General features: G+C 66.3%; 20 protein-coding genes and 1 pseudogene. 13 read left to right on the top strand and 8 right to left on the bottom strand.

The window, feature by feature from the left end:
- Positions 1-261: 261 nt before the first annotated feature.
- From ACN2C8_RS18355 to hemE, 3 genes are read right to left on the bottom strand one after another with little or no spacing between them, the layout of a single operon-like run.
- Positions 262-756 (bottom strand): CopD family protein, encoded by a 495-nt coding sequence (locus ACN2C8_RS18355; protein ID WP_419253481.1) that lies wholly within the window; start codon positions 754-756, stop codon positions 262-264.
- Complete coding sequence (hemH, locus tag ACN2C8_RS18350; RefSeq protein WP_419253480.1) at positions 726-1,769, bottom strand: ferrochelatase; 1,044 nt, start codon at positions 1,767-1,769, stop codon at positions 726-728. The genes ACN2C8_RS18355 and hemH overlap by 31 nt, the downstream gene beginning before the upstream one ends.
- Positions 1,766-2,806 (bottom strand): uroporphyrinogen decarboxylase, encoded by a 1,041-nt coding sequence (gene hemE, locus ACN2C8_RS18345; RefSeq protein WP_419253479.1) that lies wholly within the window; start codon positions 2,804-2,806, stop codon positions 1,766-1,768. The genes hemH and hemE overlap by 4 nt, the downstream gene beginning before the upstream one ends.
- A 434-nt stretch (positions 2,807-3,240) precedes the next feature.
- On the opposite strand from hemE, the gene ACN2C8_RS18340 reads away from it, so the two are divergent.
- The 5 genes from ACN2C8_RS18340 to dnaQ are packed head-to-tail and all read left to right on the top strand — an operon-like array spanning position 3,241 to position 6,946.
- Complete coding sequence (locus ACN2C8_RS18340; RefSeq protein ID WP_419253478.1) at positions 3,241-4,149, top strand: pyruvate, water dikinase regulatory protein; 909 nt, start codon at positions 3,241-3,243, stop codon at positions 4,147-4,149.
- Entirely contained in the window at positions 4,146-4,745 is a 600-nt protein-coding gene (locus ACN2C8_RS18335) for a Maf family protein (RefSeq protein ID WP_419253476.1), read from the top strand. The genes ACN2C8_RS18340 and ACN2C8_RS18335 overlap by 4 nt, the downstream gene beginning before the upstream one ends.
- Positions 4,742-5,599: a shikimate dehydrogenase gene (gene aroE, locus ACN2C8_RS18330; protein ID WP_419253475.1), complete on the top strand. Its 858-nt coding sequence runs from the start codon at positions 4,742-4,744 to the stop codon at positions 5,597-5,599. Before ACN2C8_RS18335 ends, aroE begins: the two co-directional genes overlap by 4 nt.
- Before the next feature lie 3 nt (positions 5,600-5,602).
- Positions 5,603-6,196 (top strand): dephospho-CoA kinase, encoded by a 594-nt coding sequence (gene coaE / locus ACN2C8_RS18325; protein ID WP_419253474.1) that lies wholly within the window; start codon positions 5,603-5,605, stop codon positions 6,194-6,196.
- A gap of 36 nt (positions 6,197-6,232) precedes the next feature.
- Complete coding sequence (gene dnaQ, locus ACN2C8_RS18320; RefSeq protein WP_419253473.1) at positions 6,233-6,946, top strand: DNA polymerase III subunit epsilon; 714 nt, start codon at positions 6,233-6,235, stop codon at positions 6,944-6,946.
- On the opposite strand, the gene ACN2C8_RS18315 is transcribed toward dnaQ, so the two are convergent.
- Positions 6,943-8,274: an oxygenase MpaB family protein gene (locus tag ACN2C8_RS18315; RefSeq protein WP_419253472.1), complete on the bottom strand. Its 1,332-nt coding sequence runs from the start codon at positions 8,272-8,274 to the stop codon at positions 6,943-6,945. The two genes, dnaQ and ACN2C8_RS18315, sit on opposite strands and share 4 nt — an antisense overlap.
- Positions 8,275-8,391: 117 nt before the next feature.
- On the opposite strand from ACN2C8_RS18315, the gene ACN2C8_RS18310 reads away from it, so the two are divergent.
- The 3 genes from ACN2C8_RS18310 (at position 8,392) to ACN2C8_RS18300 (ending at position 11,349) form a co-directional block, all read left to right on the top strand.
- Positions 8,392-8,991 (top strand): TetR/AcrR family transcriptional regulator, encoded by a 600-nt coding sequence (locus tag ACN2C8_RS18310; RefSeq protein ID WP_419253470.1) that lies wholly within the window; start codon positions 8,392-8,394, stop codon positions 8,989-8,991.
- A gap of 131 nt (positions 8,992-9,122) precedes the next feature.
- Entirely contained in the window at positions 9,123-9,824 is a 702-nt protein-coding gene (locus ACN2C8_RS18305; RefSeq protein WP_419253469.1) for a hypothetical protein, read from the top strand.
- Complete coding sequence (locus tag ACN2C8_RS18300; protein WP_419253468.1) at positions 9,811-11,349, top strand: hypothetical protein; 1,539 nt, start codon at positions 9,811-9,813, stop codon at positions 11,347-11,349. The genes ACN2C8_RS18305 and ACN2C8_RS18300 overlap by 14 nt, the downstream gene beginning before the upstream one ends.
- Here ACN2C8_RS18300 and xth read toward each other — a convergent pair.
- The 3 genes and pseudogenes from xth to ACN2C8_RS18285 form a co-directional block, all read right to left on the bottom strand.
- Positions 11,346-12,152, bottom strand: coding sequence for an exodeoxyribonuclease III (gene xth / locus ACN2C8_RS18295; RefSeq protein WP_419253467.1), 807 nt, complete (start codon positions 12,150-12,152; stop codon positions 11,346-11,348). The two genes, ACN2C8_RS18300 and xth, sit on opposite strands and share 4 nt — an antisense overlap.
- Positions 12,153-12,383: 231 nt before the next feature.
- Positions 12,384-13,055 (bottom strand): outer-membrane lipoprotein carrier protein LolA, encoded by a 672-nt coding sequence (locus ACN2C8_RS18290; RefSeq protein WP_419253466.1) that lies wholly within the window; start codon positions 13,053-13,055, stop codon positions 12,384-12,386.
- 197 nt (positions 13,056-13,252) lie between these two features.
- Positions 13,253-14,280, bottom strand: a pseudogene (locus tag ACN2C8_RS18285) (ligase-associated DNA damage response exonuclease).
- Positions 14,281-14,305: 25 nt separating this feature from the next.
- Here ACN2C8_RS18285 and ACN2C8_RS18280 point away from each other — a divergent pair.
- From ACN2C8_RS18280 to ACN2C8_RS18265, 4 genes are all read left to right on the top strand, one after another.
- Positions 14,306-14,815 (top strand): PaaI family thioesterase, encoded by a 510-nt coding sequence (locus ACN2C8_RS18280; protein ID WP_419253465.1) that lies wholly within the window; start codon positions 14,306-14,308, stop codon positions 14,813-14,815.
- The gene (locus ACN2C8_RS18275) at positions 14,812-15,231 is read left to right on the top strand and encodes a PaaI family thioesterase (protein WP_419253464.1); all 420 of its coding nucleotides are present in this window, start codon (positions 14,812-14,814) and stop codon (positions 15,229-15,231) included. Before ACN2C8_RS18280 ends, ACN2C8_RS18275 begins: the two co-directional genes overlap by 4 nt.
- Positions 15,232-15,239: 8 nt before the next feature.
- On the top strand, positions 15,240-15,428 hold the full coding sequence (locus ACN2C8_RS18270; RefSeq protein ID WP_419253463.1) for a DUF2256 domain-containing protein: 189 nt from the start codon (positions 15,240-15,242) through the stop codon (positions 15,426-15,428).
- A gap of 134 nt (positions 15,429-15,562) precedes the next feature.
- Positions 15,563-15,661 (top strand): hypothetical protein, encoded by a 99-nt coding sequence (locus ACN2C8_RS18265; protein WP_419253462.1) that lies wholly within the window; start codon positions 15,563-15,565, stop codon positions 15,659-15,661.
- Positions 15,662-15,696: 35 nt separating this feature from the next.
- Here the strand turns inward: ACN2C8_RS18265 and ACN2C8_RS18260 are convergent, their stop codons facing one another.
- Entirely contained in the window at positions 15,697-16,605 is a 909-nt protein-coding gene (locus ACN2C8_RS18260; protein WP_419255922.1) for a histone deacetylase, read from the bottom strand.
- A 79-nt stretch (positions 16,606-16,684) separates the two neighbouring features.
- Between ACN2C8_RS18260 and ACN2C8_RS18255 the strand changes: the two genes are divergently transcribed.
- Positions 16,685-17,539 carry an acyl-CoA thioesterase gene (locus tag ACN2C8_RS18255; protein WP_419253461.1) on the top strand — a complete coding sequence of 285 codons (855 nt, stop codon included), beginning with the start codon at positions 16,685-16,687 and terminating at the stop codon, positions 17,537-17,539.
- The last annotated feature ends 139 nt before the right edge of the window (positions 17,540-17,678 follow it).

The following is a 17,678-nucleotide window of genomic DNA, read 5'->3' as shown; positions in this document are numbered from 1 at the left end:
AACGGGGACGCGGACCGCGAGAGGCGATCCGGCCGGAAAGGATTTCAGTTCCACGCCAGGTTCAGGAAACCGGGCGAGCGCGCCATGACGACGACGCGGATCGATTGGGGAACGGACCTTCGGAGCCAGGCTCCAAGGGGCGCGCCAGGACGGGCGCCAGTCCGTGAGAGATTTCAGGCCTGACGCAGCGCATCAGGCCTGACGGGATGGGAACCACATGCGGGAGGGCCGGTCAAGCGCCGCGCCCTGCTAAGGTTCGGCCTAGTGGTCCAGGAACTTGGTCGTCACCGAGATGACGATGACGATCGCCAGCACAAACGGTATCTCGTTGGTGATCCGCCAGAACTTTTCCGAGCGGGTGTTCTCGCCCCGCTCGAACTTCCGCCGCGACGCCGACAGGAAGCCGTGCCAGCCATAAAGGCCCACCAGGGCCACAAGCTTGGTCAGCATCCAGGGCTGCAGGAGGAAGTCCCAGCCGCGAATCTGGCCGTCGGCCATAATCAGGGCCAGACCGAACACAAGCGTCAGGATCGACGCCGGATTGATGATCCCGCGCAGCAGCCGACGCTCCATCACCTTGAACGTCTCGTCCATCTCGGAACCGGGCGTGGCCTTGGTATGATAGACGTAGAGGCGCGGCAGGTAGAGCATGCCCGCCATGAACGCGATCACGGCGAGGATGTGCAGGCCGCGAAAGACGTTGAAGTTCTGAACCAGGAAATCCGTCACGCTGCCGCTCCCAGCGTATGGGGGCATTGGCTGCGGTCACCGCCGCAGCGCCAGGCGCAGGTCGGCGCCACACCCTCTCGCGGCAAGGCCTCAACCACCGCCCGTGACAGGCCAGAGATGAAACCCGGGTCGACGCCCAGGGCTGCAACCCGGATATAGGCCGGGCAGCCGGCCTCGACGGCCAGTTCGCGGTATTCGTGATCCAGCTCGACCAGGGTCTCGATGTGCTCGGAGACGAAAGCGATGGGCGTCACCATCAAGGCCAGACCCTGCTGGCTTGCCGAGCGGATTTCGTCATCCGTCGAGGGGCCGATCCATTTGAGCGGACCCACCCGGCTCTGATAGCTGACCCGCCAGTCCCAGCCCTCGCCAAGCCTGGCGGCAACCGCAGCGGCCGTCGCCTCGATCTGTGTCTGGTACGGGTCGCCGTCCTTGATGATCTTTTCCGGCAGACCATGGGCCGAAAACAGTAGGCGCATCGGCCTGGGGCTTCCCGCCTTGTCATAGGCCTCGCGGATCAGCCGGGCGTGGGCCTCGATGAGGGCCTCGTCGGTGGGATAGCAACAGATCGTCCGCACCTTGCCCGGACCGCGATAGGCCTTGTTCCACGCCTTGACCGACGAGCCGGTCGTGGTGGTGGAAAAGTGCGGATAGAGCGGCAACAGAACGATTTCGTCCGGCGCCCAGGCCTTCACGGCCTTGGCGGTCTCGGCAGTGAAGGGCTTCCAGTAGCGCATGGCGATGAAACACTTGGTTTCAGCGTCCGGCATGGCCTGCGCCAAGGACGCTTCAAGCACGACCGCCTGCTTCTGCGTCTCGGGCAAAAGGGGCGATCCCCCGCCCATCATCGCATAATTGGCCTTGGCGCTCTTTTCCCGGGTCGTCGAGATCAGGGCGGCCAGCGGATAGCGAATGAAGGCCGGCGCCCCGATGATGGCCTTGTCGCGAAACAGGTTGAACAGGAACGGACGCACGGCGTCAGGGCCATCGGGTCCGCCCAGATTGAACAGGACGACGGCAACTTTCTTGCGCGGGCTCATTTGCCGGTCACCCGGGCCAGAACCTGCTCGACATGGGCGATGGGCGTATCGGGCAGGATGCCGTGGCCCAGATTGAAGATGTAGGGCCCCTGCCCCCATTGCGCGATCATCTGGTCCACCCTCCGCAGCAACTGGTCGCCGCCGGCCCGCAGCAGCAGGGGATCCAGCGCGCCCTGGATCGGCTTGATCTTCTGGATGCGCTGACCCATCGCGGCGCTGACCTGGGTGTCCAGGGCCACACCCTGCACCGGCACGACCGACGCGTAGTTTTCCACCAGGGCGCCGGCGCCGCGCGGGAAGCCGATCACCGGAACGGTCACACCCCGATCGCGCAGACCCTGCACGATGGCGACATGAGGCTTGATGACCAGCCGTTCAAACTGGGGTTCCGACAGCCCCTCGGCCCAGCTTTCGAACAGCTTCAGGGCCTGAGCCCCGGCGTTCACCTGCATGACCAGATAGTCGATCGTCGCCTCGACCAGCACGGCGATCAGCTGGTCCAGCTTTTCAGGGTTCTGGTAGGCATAGGTCCGCGCGCCGGTCCGGTCGCTGGAGCCGCCTTCGATCATGTAGGTCGCCACCGTCCAGGGCGCGCCGGCGAAACCGATCAGCGCCTTTTCCGGATCCAGGGCGGCCCGGACGCGGCGCAGGGTCTCGCCGATGTTGGATAGTTTGGCGCCTGCATCAGCGGCCAGCTCGGCCATCGACTCGATGGAGGGCATTTCGCCAAGACGCGGACCCTCGCCGGCCTCGAACCAGACCTTCTGGCCCAGGGCGCCGGGGATCAGCAGGATGTCGGCGAACACGATGGCCGCGTCATAGGGGAACCGCCGCATCGGCTGCAGCGTCACCTCGGCGGCCTTTTCAGGATCGAAGCAGAAGCTGATGAAGTCCGGCGTCGTGGCCCGAACGGCCCGGTACTCTGGAAGATAGCGACCCGCCTGCCGCATGAACCATACGGGCGGGCGTTCGGCAGTCTGTCCGGCGAGGACGGAGAGCAGCTTCGGGGTCGGGGTGATCAGGTTCGCAGCGTTCATGCAGGCCTTAAATCCCGTCCGGCCCTTGGGCTCAAGTCCGAAGGCCAATCTTCCATTTCTTAATAAGATCTTAAGTTTGGAAGCAGGAGAGGCAGGGCAAGTGGGAACTGGGGAAAACCGCTCTGTCATGGTCTTGTCGCACATGCCATCCCCGCTTATGCCCATGATCCCCCACATGGGGACGGCGCTCTGTTAATCATGGGGATGGATGGCTAGGGCCTTAGGTTCCTTAATGAACTCTTAATGCGCCTTGCGGTGCTTAAGGTCTCGTTAACCAATCGTCCCCGGCCGTGGGATTGCGATGATGCAATATCCAGGGATGCGGCGTCGGCTTGGGGATGTTACGCGGTCAATGCGGCCGTTGATCACAGCGACGCCATGACATGACGCTCCGGGACGGTTTTGGCGCCCGCGCGTCCCCAGAGGCAGGCCAAGTGGTTAAGCAACCGTTAACGGATGATCCACAGGAAGGTTCGGCCGGAGGGCTTGGCGAAGATCGCCCGGCGCCGCGCTTCGCGACCTATTTCCATATCCACCTGGTGTCGGATTCGACCGGTGAAACCCTCAACGCGATGGCCCGGGCCGTCTGCGCGCGGTTCACCGACATCCTGCCGATCGAACATATCTACGCCCTGGTCCGCTCCACCCGTCAGCTGGACCGGGCGCTGGAAGAGATCGCCGGAGCGCCGGGGGTGGTGATGCACACCATCATCGATCCGAACCTGCGCTCGGCGCTGGAGGAAGGTTGCCGGCGGCTGGAAATGCCCTGCATCGCCGCCCTGGATCCGGTGGTCAGCGCCATGTCGCGCTATCTGGGCGCGCGGATCTCCACGCGGGTGGGCGCGCAGCACGCGCTCAACAACGACTATTTCGACCGTATCGAGGCGCTGGACTATGCCATCGCCCACGATGACGGTCAGGGCGGTCAGGACCTGACCCAGGCCGATGTGATCCTGGTGGGCGTGTCGCGCACGTCCAAGACCCCGACCTGCATCTATCTGGCCCATCGCGGGGTTCGCGCCGCCAATGTGCCTCTGGTTCCGGGCCGTCCGCCGCCCACCGAGCTGTTCGAGCTGAAAAACACCCTGATCGTCGGCCTGATGACCTCGCCCGATCGGCTGATCCAGATCCGCCGCAACCGGCTGCTGTCGCTGAAGGAAAACCGCGAGAGCGACTATATCGACACCGACGCGGTGCGCAGCGAGATCATCGCCGCCCGCCGCCTGTTCGAGAAGATGGGCTGGCCGATCATCGACGTCACCCGCCGCTCGGTGGAAGAGACCGCTGCGGCGATCATCAACCTGCTGTCGGGCGGTCGCGGCCAGGTCGAGGTTCTGGGATGAGCGCCACCCCGGTCACCCTGGCCTCGAAGAGTTCGGCTCGCCAGGCGATCCTGCGCAACGCCGGGATTGATTTCGAGGCGGTCGTCGCCAGCGTGGATGAAGACGCCACCAAGGCCGGGTTGCTGGCCGAGGGCGCCAGCCCGCGCGACGTGGCAGACGCCCTGGCCGAGCTCAAGGCGGTCAAGATTTCGAGCAAGCGGCCGGGTCTGGTGATCGGCGCCGACCAGACCCTGGATTTCGCCGGCCGGCTGATCGACAAGGTCGAGACTCTGGACCAGGCCCGCGCCCTGCTGCTGGACCTGCGCGGCCAGACCCACAAGCTGCACTCGGCCGTGGTTGTGGCCCGCGACGGCAAGCCGATCTGGCGCGTCGTCCAGAGCGCCAAGCTTTCCGTTCGCCCGTTCAGCGACGCCTGGCTCGAAGGCTATCTGGAGCGCCGCGGCGAGCACATCCTGCACTGCGTCGGCTGCTATGAGCTGGAAAGCGAAGGCGTCCAGCTGTTCGACGCCATCGACGGCGACTATTTCACCATCCTGGGCCTGCCGCTGGTGGGGCTGCTGGACTTCCTGCGTCTGCATGGAGCCCTTGAGGCATGAGTTCGACCCTCACCGGCGCGGCGGTCGTCGCCGGCGTCTGCGGCGCGCCGATCAAGCACTCGATGAGCCCTCTGATCCATAATGCCTGGATCGCGGCGGCCGGCCTCGACGCGACTTATGTGCCGTTCGCCCCGATCGAGGAACGCTTTGAAGCCTTCGTTGACGGCCTGCGCGGCGGAGCCATTCGCGGCCTGAATGTCACCATTCCCTTCAAGGAACGCGCCCTGGCGGCGGCGGACACCGCCAGCGACCTGGCCCGCATGGCCGGCGCCGCCAACCTGCTGATCTTCGAGGCTGACGGAACGATCCGGGCCGACAATACCGACGGCCCCGGCCTGCTGGGCGCCATCGCCGCCCAGGCGCCGGGCTTTGATGTCACAACAGCGCCGGTCGTGATCCTGGGCGCCGGCGGCGCGGCGCGGGGCGCGGTCGCGGCACTGCTGCTGGCCGGCGCGCCGCAGGTGCGGATCGTCAACCGCACCCTGGCCCGGGCCGAAGCGCTGGCTATGGCGTTCGGCGCCAGGGTGGTCGCCGCCGATGAAGCCGCCCTCCCCGACCTGCTGGCCGACGCGGGCCTGATCATCAACGCCACTTCGCTGGGCCTGGGCGGTGGCGAGGGTCCCGTGGCGCCGCTGGCGCTGACCTCCGCTGACGCGGTGGTGATGGACATGGTCTACAAGCCGCTGCGCACCGAATTTCTGAAGCGCGCCGAAGCCCTGGGCCGGCGCACGGTGGATGGTCTGGAAATGCTGCTGCGCCAGGCCGTCCCGTCCTTCGAAGCCTTTTATGGCCAGTCCCCGCCGGCGTCGGTCGACGTGCGAGGCCTGGCGCTCAACTTGCTGGGCGAGGCCTGAACCATGATCATCGTCGGCCTTACCGGCTCCATCGGCATGGGCAAGTCGACCACCTCGGCGATGTTCGAGGCCGAAGGCGTACCCGTCTATGACAGCGACGGCGCAGTGCATGCGCTCTACGCGGTCGGCGGCGCAGCGGTCGCCCCGGTCGAGGCGGCCTTTCCCGGCGTGGTGGTTGACGGGGCCATCGACCGGACCCGGCTGAGCGCCGTCGTGATGGGCGACCCCGAAGCCCTGAAGAGGCTGGAAACCATCGTCCATCCGCTGGTCGGCGCCGACCGGATCGGCTTTTTCGAAAAGGCGGCGGCCGACGGCAAGGACATCGTCGTGCTGGATGTCCCCCTGCTGTACGAAACCGGCGGCGACAAGCGGGTCCACAAGGTGGTGGTGGTCTCGGCCCCCGCCGAGGTCCAGCGCCAGCGGGTCCTGGCCCGGGCCGGCATGGACGCGGCCAAGCTGGACGCCATCCTGGCCCGCCAACTGCCCGACGCCGAAAAGCGGGCCCGCGCCGACTTTGTCATCGACACCGGTCAGGGGCTGGAGCACGCCCATCAACAGGTTCGTCAGATCCTGGCGACCCTGCGACAACCTGCGTGACTTGAAGGGGCCGCCGAACCGGCCCATTGAATCGGCATGGCCCGGGAAATCATCCTCGACACCGAAACCACCGGCTTTGATCCGAAGACCGGCGACCGCCTGGTTGAAATCGGCTGCATCGAGGTGGTCGACTTCATGCCGACCGGTCGCTCGTTCCACGAATATTGCGACCCGCTGCGCGACATGCCGGCCGAGGCCCAGAAGGTTCACGGCCTGTCGATCGAGTTTCTGACCGGCAAGCCGCGGTTCGAGGCCATCGCCGACAAGTTCCTGGAGTTCGTCGGCGACTCCGTCGTGGTGGCTCACAATGCCGCCTTCGACCGAAGCTTCGTCAATTTCGAACTGGAAAAGTGCGGCCGGCCCGCCCTGCCCGAGGCCCGCTGGGTCGATACCCTGGCCATGGCCAAGAAGCGCTTTCCAGGCATGTACAATTCGCTCGACGCCCTGTGCAAACGCTACAAGATCAGCCTTGAAAGCCGCGACAAGCACGGGGCGCTGATCGACGCCCACCTGCTGGCCGAGGTCTATCTGGAACTGCAGGGCGGCAAGGAACGCGCCCTGGAACTGACGGCGGTGGTCACCGCCGAAATGACCGCCCAGCTGCAGGCCGGCGCCTATGGCGCCCGCCCTCGCCCGCTGGCGGCCCGCTCGACCGAGGCCGAACGCGCGGTTCATGCCGAGTGGATCCAGTCGACCCTGAAGGACAAGGCCGTCTGGGTGAAGCTGGGCCTGGTTGAGATCGCCAGCTAGGCCGGCGCGGGCTCTGTCGTGGGTTTGGTCGGGCGATACTGCGCCGCGTCGGTCGTAAACTCGGCGTGGCCATAGCGGACCAGATGCTGCCGCAACTGGGCCACCAGATCGCGGTCGGCCAGTCCCCGCAGGCCCGGAATCTTCAGCGCCAGGCCATAGATCGCCATGCGGCTGGTGACGATCGCGGCGGCCAGCAGGAACAAGGCGCGGTCGCCGGCCGTGATCTGCACGCCCATTCGGGCCGCCGCCGCGACGTCGCCGCCCATGAACTGGCGCAGGAAGAACACCTTGGCGAAGCCCCGTTCGACCGTGTCGAACAGGCGATTGCGCCACGAGCGGTCGGGCGGCAGATAGGCCGCCAGAGTGGCGCGGACCAGGGCGCCGCAGGTCTCGTCGTCAAAACCCCTGCGCAGGGTCTGGTTGCGAGCAGTCATGGTCTGGACCACGCCCACCGGCGTGTCGGCCAGCAGGTCCTCGGGCAGGCCCAGCAGGTAGCAGCGATAGCGGCTCAGCTCGACCCGGGCCCGCTCGGCCGCGGTGAAGGTGGTGCGACCCCGGGCCAGCAGCTTGTAGCTGAGCAGGAAGATCGGGATCAGGCCGGCCGGCATCTGGTCGACCTGCGGGATCGGCACGCCATAGACCTTCGGATCCCAGGCTCCGGGCCGGCGCAGGGCGTTGAACCGCGCCATCGAATGCATCAGCCGCACCATGGCCGCCGCCTTGAAGCCGGCGCCATGCCGCTCCAGGGCGTCCGGCAACAGGGTGGTGGTGAAGAAGCTGGCCGTTTCATTGACCCGCCGCGCGGCGGTCTCGTGGCCCAGGGTTCCGGTCAGGGCCATGGGAAGGGCCGCATATTTGTTCATGAAGGTGGCGACGAACGCCCCCCGGATGGCGAAGGGCGACAGATTGGCGGCGGCGTTGCGGTCCAGCCGCGCGCCCTCGCGCACCAGATCCATATCGACCCAGTCGGGAACCTGCTCCATGTCGCGGATGAAGGCGACCAGCTCGGGCGGGGCGTCGGGAACGGCCTCCAGTCCCTCGTCACAGGCCTTGGTCAGCATGGCGATCAGGCCCCGGAAGCCGTGCTGCGGCATCAGGCCGGCATAGGCGTCGGCCACCCGGTCGCCCAGCAGGGTGTAGGCCCGCACCAGGTCGAAGTGTTCCGCCGTCGGCTCGGCGCCCTTGACGGTGCGCGGCGCGATGCTGTCGGCGGGATCTTGGGTGAACCGCTCGGGCGTCAGGGTGAAGTCGATGCCGCCATAGAGCTCCGGCTGACGGGTCTTCTGGTCGGCGACCCGGGCGCGGACCTGTTCGATGGTGCCGATCATGCTCGAAACCCCTTGCGACGGATGGCCCCTCGCCCTGGATGTCAGGTTATGTAAGCATTGCTCATGTTTCTACTCGCCTTGCCCGGCGAGCGATCGTCGCGCGAAGGAAGCCGGCAAGTGACTGAGAAATCACGCAGAACGCCCCGGCAAGCGAGGGCCGAGGCCACGGTCGAGGCGATCTTCGACGCGACCTTTCAACTTCTGGAAGCCGGCGGTCTGGAGAGCCTGACCACCAACCACATCGCCCAGCGGGCCGGGGTCAGTATCGGCACGCTCTACCAGTATTTCGGCGGCAAGTCGGAGATCCTGGCGGCCATGGCCCAGCGCCGGGCCGAGGCCGCGCGCGGCAAGATCGCCCAGACCCTGATCGCGGCCCCGCAACTGGGCAGCGTCCGGCCGATCGTCCAGGCCCTGATGACCACCTTCGAGGGCTCGCCCGAAACCCGCAAGGTGCTGCTGGACGCCCTGTTCGATCACGGCGGCGACGCGGTGATGGCCCATCACCACCAGGCCTTCCTGGCGGCGATCGGCGGCCGGGCCGAACTGAACCTCGACCTTTCGCCGGAGTCCCTGTTCGTCCTGACCCATGCGGTGGCTGGCCTGCTGCGCGCCGCTGCGGCCGAACCTGACCTCAACCTGTCGCCGGCCGTGCTGGAGGACGAGTTCGTGCTGCTGATGGAGAGTTATTTGTCAGCGCTGATCGGGCGGCGGCGGTGACACGGCACGGCCCAATCCTGGGCCTTCCGCGCTCAGAGAGCCAAATCATCTTGGTGTTTTGTCCGCCGACGCTAAAAGGTTAGCTCCGTTTCGGGAACACCTTGCCCGCAGCGCCGCGCCTGGAGCCTCGGTTGTCACCTCCCCCCACGCTGGACATCTATATCGGTTACGACATCGCCGAGCGCGTCGCCTATCACGCCCTCTGCCAGAGCCTTGTCGATCACGCGTCCCGGCCGATCCGTATCCTGCCGATTGCGCTGTCGACGCTGGGTCGGCTTCACGACAGGCCTCGCATAACGCAGCAATCCACCGATTTTTCGTTCAGCCGGTTCCTGACCCCTTATCTGTCTGGCTACGAGGGCTGGTCGCTGTTCATGGACTGCGACATGCTGGTGAGGGCCGATATCGCCGAGCTTTTCGCCCTGGCGGATGATCGTTTCGCGGTGATCGTGGCGCAGCACGAATACGAGCCCCGCGACCGCGAGAAGTTTCTCGGCCACGTGCAACTGCCCTATCCCAAGAAGAACTGGTCCAGCGTGGTCCTGTTCAACAACGCGCGCTGCCGGGCCCTGACACCCGACTATGTCAACACCGCCAGCGGCCTGGATCTGCACCAGTTCCGCTGGCTGGAAAGCGACGCGCAGATCGGAGCCTTGCCTCTGGAATGGAACTGGCTGGTCGGCGAATACCCGCACAGTCCGACAGCGAAGATCGCGCACTTCACGCGTGGCGGGCCCTATTTTGCGGAATACGCCGATTGCGACTATGCCGACGAATGGCGCGAGGCCCTGGCCCGCACCGTGAGCGTCGCGAGGTCCGATGCCGGAGGCTGAGCCGCGTAAGGCCGCCAATCTGCTGCGCCGTCGCCTGCTGAAGAACCCGCGGGACGTGGAAGCCCTCCTCGCCCTTGCGAGCCAGTTGGAGGCCGCCGGTCAGGTCCAGGAAGCCGAGACGCTGGTGCGAAAAGCCCATCGTTTCGCTCCAGCGGCGCCCCAGCCCCTCTGGATCCTGGGCCGGATTCTCCAGCTGCAAGGCCGCTATGATGACGCTCTGGCCATAGCCGACGCAGCGCTGGCCACAAATGCGGCCTTCGGCGCGGCGTGGCAGTTGCGCGGCGACTCCCTGGCCAATTCCGGCCGCCAGCGGGAGGCGATCGAGGCCTATGCAGAGGCCCTGCAGGACGACACCGTCGCCTTCGACAACCTGGTGCGCCTGGGCAAGATGCATCGTGTGCTGGGCGAAAGCGAACAGGCCCTGGCCTATTTCGATCAGGCAGCCCTCTTGCGGCCGGACTCGGCCGTCCCGCTGTACCAACGCGGACTTCTCAGGCTGGCCAATGGCGATTTCGCCCTGGGTTGGCCCGACTACGAGGCGCGGTGGCGATCGGAAGACCTTGCCCAGACCCGCGGCGTCGTTCCGGTGGCCCTTGTTCCGCTGCTGAAGACCGCCCCGACGATCGCCGACCTTGTCGGAAAGCGCGTGCTGCTGATGGGTGACCAGGGCATTGGCGACCAGGTGATGTTCGCCAGCATGATCGCGGACCTTCAGCTTGTGGCCAAGAGCATCGTCTGTCTGTGCGAGCCGCGGCTGATGTCTGTGCTCCAGAACGCGTTCCCGGGCGTATCGTTCGTTCATCCGAGCGGCGCACAGATCGACAGCGGCGCCGTGGACGTTCTGCTCGCGATGAGCAGCCTCGGGGCGGCCTTTCGCAGGGTCGCGGCCGACTTCCCTGCGCGTCCCTATCTCAAGGCGCAGCCGGCCGGGGCTTCGCATTGGGCGACGCGGCTGGGTGAACGTCTCGCTGGCCTGAGAGTGGGCATCTCGTGGCGCGGCGGGGTCCCGCAGACCGGGCGAGCGGAACGGTCTGTCGAACTGGAAGCCTTACGCGGTCTGCTTGAATTGCCGGACTGCCAGATTGTCAGCCTTCAGTATGGCGACGTCGCCGCCGAGATCGAACAGGTCAACGCCACCCTGGCCTCGCCCATTCGCCACTTTCCGCCGGAAGACCTGCTGGACTTTCAGGACTTCGCCGACCTGATCGAGACCCTGGATCTTGTGATCTCGGTCCAGAATGCGACGGTTCATCTGGCTGGCGCCCTGGGCAAACCCTGCATCGCGCTGCTGCCCCAGAACGCCGAGTGGCGCTACATGAAAGGTGGCTCCACCCTTCCCTGGTACGCCTCGGTTCATCTGATCCGGCAGGCGCGTCCGCGCGACTGGAATCCCGTCATCGCCGAGGCCGTCAGGATCGTACAGAGCCTGGCGCGCGAGCGTCCGCCAACCGACCAGAAGACGCCCAAGCTGGGGGAAGGCTTCCGGAACGCGTTTGCCGGCAGTCCTTTCGACGGGCGCCTTTAAACCTTCAGATCCGCCGTCACCGGCGCGTGGTCGCTGGGGCGTTCCCATTCGCGCACCGTGTCGTGCACCTTGGCCGACACCTTGCCGTCGACGAAGGCGGCGTCGCGCAGGCCTGGGCTGGCCAGGATGTGGTCCAGGCGCAGGCCGCGATTGGACTTGCGGAAGTCGGCGGCGCGATAGCTCCACCAGGAATACAGCTTCTCGGGTTCCGGGACGGCCAGGCGGGGCAGGTCCAGCAGGCCCATCGACCTGATCATAGCGTCGAAGGCTTCCAGTTCGACCGGCGTGTGGCTGACCACCTTCAGCATCTGGCGGTGGCTCCAGACGTCATTTTCGCCCGGCGCGATATTGAGGTCGCCGGTGACGATCAGCGGATCCTTCGGGTCACGCTTCTTCAGGGCGGCGGTCAGGGTCTCGTAGAAGTCGAGCTTGTGGTCGAACTTGGGATTGCCGATCCGGTCGGGCGTGTCGCCGCCGGCCGGGATGTAGAAGTTCTGGATGTCGACGCCGGCCACCTTGACCGCCACGCAGCGGGCGTGGCCCTCGCGGCAGGTCATCAGGGTCGGGACGTCCTCGAACGGCAGGCGCGAGGCGATGGCCACGCCGTGCCAGCCCTTTTGCCCAGCGATCTTCAGGTGCGGCAGACCGGCGGCCTCGAAGGCTTCGCGGGGAAATTCGCCCTCCTGGCACTTGATCTCCTGCAGGCACAGCACATCGGGCGCCTGCTCATCGACGAAGCGGGCGACCTGCTCGGCGCGCAGGCGGACGGAGTTGACGTTCCAGGTGGCGATACGGAGGCGCATGGTTGGGCTCTAAAAGGTTTGAACGCCGCCGGAAACGAAAAACGCCCAGGCGCCTGAAGCGCCTGGGCGAAAGTCGGGTCTCTCATGCCGCGGCCGGGAGGGGATAGGATCCGGCACGGTTTGCGAGGAGAGGGTCGGGCTCTCGTCGCCATGCGTGTCAAATATGCCACTGCACGATTAATAGTCAAGGGGCAAAGATGTTGATTCTTGCCTGTTGTGTGAATGTCACATTCAAGACTTGGCTCCGGCGCGTCGCGGGCGGGGGTCTGTGAGCACAAACAGCTTGGGGTCCAGATCGCCGGTCTTGTCGAAATCGACCAGGCGCACGCGGATCTGGCCACCCTTCACGTCGCTGACCGTCCAGCCGATCAGCGAGACGGGGCCGTCGCTGAAATCCAGGCTGATACGGCCCAGGGTCTGACGCCGGGCGTCCTGGGCGACGATGGTAAAGCCGTCGGCCAGCCGGCGCACGTCGGTGATGACCACGCCGCGATCCAGCCGGACCTCGCGCGCCAGCAGCAGGGCCAGCGGGGTGCGGCTCAGCGGATAGCTCTCGAAGGTCTTCAGGCGGCTGTCGAAGATGTTGACGTTGTTGCCGTTGCTGACGACCAGAAGGCCAGAGGGGCCCTCATAGGCAAAGCGCGCCTTGCCTGGACGCTGCATAAAGAGCGTGCCCTGGGTGACCGTGCCGCGTTGGTCGGTCTGGATGAACCGCCCCTTGGCCGAGGTCAGGCCCTGGATGTAGCCGGTGGCCTTGTCGACCAGCCCCTTCTGTTCGGGGGTCAGGGCGGCGGCCTTTGGGGTGCTGGACTGGGCGAACACCGGCGCGCCGAACGAGGCGGCGGCCAGGCTGGCGCCGGCGGCGGCGATCAGGGCGCGACGGGTGGTCGGGGTCTTCGTCATGCGGTCTCCTTGAACTCAACCTTTGCCCCGACGACGCGTCGAGCGAAAGGCCGTCGCGAGGCCATTTGACGGCGGTTCGATGAAGTCTTGTTCAGGTTGGAGTCAGTGGGGAACGCGAAAGCTGCAGCATGGGTTGCGTGAGACGAGATGGGGCAGGGGGTTGCGGCTATCGCCGGGGGGACGAAATCAACCCTGGCCTACTCGCCCTCTTCTTCGTCATAACCCACTAACCGCAGGGCCCGCGCGGGCAAGCCCTCCAGCTCGCACCAGCGCAGCAGGGCCTCCTCCCGCCCATGGGTGATCCACACTTCGCCGGGGCGCAGCTCGGACAGAGTCGCCGTCAGTTCGTCCCAGTCGGCGTGGTCGGACAGGATCAGCGGCAGCTCGACGCCCCTCTGCCGGGCCCGGGCCCGCACGCGCATCCAGCCGGAGGCGAAGCAGTCGACCGGATCGGCGAAACGGCGCGACCAGCGGTCGGCGATGGCCGCAGGCGGGGCGATGACGATCTGGCCGGCGAAGGCCGACCTGGACTGCTCTGTGGTGGCAGGCAGCAGAGGCCCCAGATCGACCCCGTGATCCTCGTAGAGGGCGTTCAGCCGCTCCAGCGCGCCATGCACATAGATCGGCTGATCCCAGCCGGCCTCGCGCAACAGCCGGATCACCCGCTGGGCCTTGCCCAAAGCATAGGCGCCGACCAGATGGGTGCGGTCGGGAAACTGGGCGACGCTGGCCAGCAGGTTGCGGATCTCGCCGGCGTCATCGGGATGACGGAACACCGGCAGGCCGAAGGTGGCCTCGGTGATGAAGACATCGCAGGGCACGGGCTCGAACCGCGCGCAGGTCGGGTCGCGACGACGCTTGTAGTCGCCGGACACCACCATGGTCAGGCCCTTCCAGCGCACCACTGCCTGGGCCGAACCCAGGATGTGGCCGGCCGGGACCAGGGTCACCTCGACGCCGTTGTGGGTAAAGCTGCCGCCATAGGGCACGACCTCACGGCGACCGGCGAAATCCTCGCCATAGCGCACGGCCATGATTGCCAGCGTCTGCGGCGTGGCGGCGACCACGCCATGGCCGGCGCGGGCGTGGTCGGCATGGCCATGGGTGATCACGGCCCGGTCCACGGGGCGGACTGGGTCGATATAGAAGTCCCCCGGCGGGCAGTAGAGGCCGCCCGGGCGGGGACAGAGAAGGTCTTCAGGCTTGATCACAGTGGATATGACAACGCGCGGACTGCTAATCATAGCCGCATGAGCGAAGACAACGAACAAACCCGGATGATCGCCACGGCGATGAACGAGGGCAGCCCGCAGGCGCGGGCCCTGGGCTTTGTCACCCTGAAGATCGGCGACGGCGTCGCGATCCTCAAGGTGCCTTACCGTCCCGAGATGGTCGGCGACCCCGAGACCGGCGTCATCGCCGGCGGGGTGATGACCACCCTGCTGGACCATGCCAGCGGCCAGGCCGTGCATGCGGCCCTCGAGGCCTGGACCTCGATCGCCACCCTGGACCTGCGCATTGACTATATGCGCCCGGCCGAGCCGGGTCGCGACGTGCTGGCCCGCGCCCACTGCTACAAGATCACCCGCTCGGTGGCCTTCGTCCGCGCCGTCGCCTACGAGGACGACCCGGAAGATCCCGTGGCGACCGCCCAGGCGACCTTCATGCTCGACAGCAGCGCCGGCAAGAAGGCCGGGGCCAATCTGAAGCCTTCACGCACTGGCCCGCCGGCCGCCAAAAAGACGGGAGACGCCGCATGAGCGACGCCGAAAACCGCCTGGTCGCCGTGCTGGGCTCGATCCCCTACGCCAAGTTCCTGGGCATCACCGCCGAACTGGCCGGCGACGAGATGACCGCCATCCTGCCGTTCTCCGACCACATCGTCGGCAATCCGATGCTGCCGGCCATTCATGGCGGCGTGCTGGGCGCCTTTATGGAAATGACGGCCCTGGCCCAGCTGTCGGTGGCCGCGCCGCTGAAGCGCCAGCCGCGCACGGTGGACGTCTCGATCGAATATCTGCGCTCGGGCCGGCCTGTGACCACCTATGCCCGCGCCACGATCAAGAAACTGGGCCGCCGGGTCGCCAACGTCCATGTCGAGGCCTGGCAGGAAACCCGCGCCGCACCGATCGCCACGCTGCGGGGTATTTTCCTGGTCGCGCAGTCCGAGGAGTAGGGGAGGGCATGACCCAGGGCCGGACCTCACGCGGCGGACGCAGTGGCGGCAAGGCCGTCCGCAAGGGCGATCTGCCCTCCAAACCGTGCTTGTCCTGCGGTCGCCCGTTCACGTGGCGAAAGAAGTGGGAAGCGGTATGGGACGAAGTAAAATATTGCTCCGACCGGTGCCGTTCACATAAAATTACACCAATGTAATGCTAATTGATGGCTGGAAGTTCCTTAAAAAGCCTTCATGACGCAAAGGTAACGGGTATTCACCAAACGGCGGGCCTATATCCCTGTTCACCGGACGCGAACAACCGCGGCGGCCAACAAAAGGGATCAAGACCATGACCATCAAGACCAACGCCATCGCCGGCTTCGCCACCCTGGTTCTCGCGGTTCTGCCGCTCGTTGTTATCGTCGGTTCGCTCGCCACGAGCTTCTAAGTGACCGCCGCATAGCTCCACCGGGCTTGCCGCCCTCAGGCCTTGAAGGCCTCACGGGCAGCCCGGTGGAGAAGGGCGTGACGATGCGCCAGACGATCGATGTCGGCGTCATATCCGCCGCCGATTACCCCCGCCACGGGGATCTGCCTCTCCAGACAACAGCCCAGAACGAACGCCTCGCGCCGCGCCAGGCCGTCGTCGCTCAGGGACAGACGCCCCAGCTTGTCATCCACGTGCGGATCGACCCCGGCGTTGAAAAACACCAGATCAGGGGCCTCGCGCGCCAGCAGCGCCGGCAGGATCTCCGCCAGCGTCGCCAGATAGACCTCGTCGCCGGTTCCGTCTGCCAGATCGATATCCAGATCGCTGACCGCCTTGCGGGCCGGAAAGTTCTTTTCGGCGTGCATCGAGAACGTGAAGACGCTGGGATCATCCAGGAAGATCCGCGCCGTGCCGTCACCCTGGTGGACGTCCAGATCCACCACCAGCGCCTTGCCGATCGCGCCTTCGGCCAGCAGGCGTTTCGCCGCAACGGCGACGTCGTTGAACACGCAAAAACCCGCCCCGCTCTCGGCCGCCGCATGATGGCTGCCGCCCGCGGTGTTGCAGGCCAGGCCGTACTCCAGGGCCAGTCGCGCGGTCAGCAGCGTGCCGCCCGTGGCCGACCGCGCCCGGAGCGCTACTGACTCGCTGTTGGGCATGCCGATGCGGCGCACGATGTCGGCGGGCAGCGACTGCTCGATAACGCCACGCACATAATCTTCCGTGTGGACCAGCCGCAGAGTTTCGACGTCGACCGGCTCTGGAAGATGAAATCCATCGGCCCCCGGCAGGCCCTCGCGCTCGAGCACAGCGGCCAGCCGCGAGAACTTGTCCATCGGAAACCGGTGCCCCACTGGCATCTCGGCCCGGAAGGCAGGGTGGTGCACGATCGGTGGCGGCATGCCTAAACGATGGCGATCGGGACGACATGACGCAAGGTCGCGTCTTGCCCCGGCGGCGCTTGGGGAATAACCCATCGCCATGCAGACGCCTGAAAACCTCGCCGACATCCTCGACCTCGAAGCCATCGAGGTGAACCTGTTCCGTGGAACCAGCCCCAATGACGGCTTTCCGCGCATCTTTGGCGGCCTGGTCATCGCCCAGGCCCTGCTGGCCGCCTACAAGACCGTTCCCGAGCGGATCTGCCACTCGCTGCATGCCTATTTCATCCGGCCCGGCGATGTGAACACTCCCGTCCTCTACGAGGTGGAACGGGCCCGCGACGGCGGCACCTTCACGACCCGGCGGGTGGCTGCGATCCAGAATGGCGAGCAGATCTTCAACCTGGCCTGTTCGTTCCAGACGCCTGAAGAGGGCTTCGAGCACCAGTCGCCGATGCCCGCCGCTCCGGCGCCAGAGGCTGTCCAGACCGAGGGCGACTTCCTGCGCAGCCTGGGTGACCAGGTCCACCCCAGGATGCTGCGCTTCCTGGACAAGCCGCGTCCGATCGACATCCGCTGGGTCGATCCGCAGAACCCGGTCAAGCCTGAGAAGAAATCGGGCACCAAGGAGGTCTGGATGCGGGCTCGCGCCCCGATCGGCGACGACGTCAAGATGCAGCAGGCGGCCCTGGCCTATGCCTCTGACATGGCCTTCATGGAAAGCGCCCTGCGTCCCCACGGCCTGATCTGGACCACGCCCGGCCTGCAGTCGGCCAGCCTGGACCACGCCATGTGGTTCCACCGGCCCTTCAACTTCAATGACTGGACCCTGTTTGCCCAGGACAGCCCCAGCGCCTCGCAGGGTCGCGGCATGGTGCGCGGCCAGATGTTCAGCCAGGACGGCACCCTGCTGGCCTCGGTGGCGCAGGAATGCCTGATGCGGATCAAGACGTAGGGCCTCTAACCGCCCAGCCGTTCAAGGACGCCGACGAACCGTTCGATATCGCCCCCGGTCATTGCGCGCTCGGCTTCGATCACCAGCTGGAGCTTGCGCGCCAGGACACGCAATTCGATTTCGCCGGCCTCGGCTTGGG

It is taken from the genome of Caulobacter sp. ErkDOM-C, from assembly GCF_048541825.1.
GTDB lineage: Bacteria > Pseudomonadota > Alphaproteobacteria > Caulobacterales > Caulobacteraceae > Caulobacter.
The sequence above is the reverse complement of the archived record's forward strand: the minus strand, read 5'-3'. Positions and strand labels throughout refer to the sequence as shown.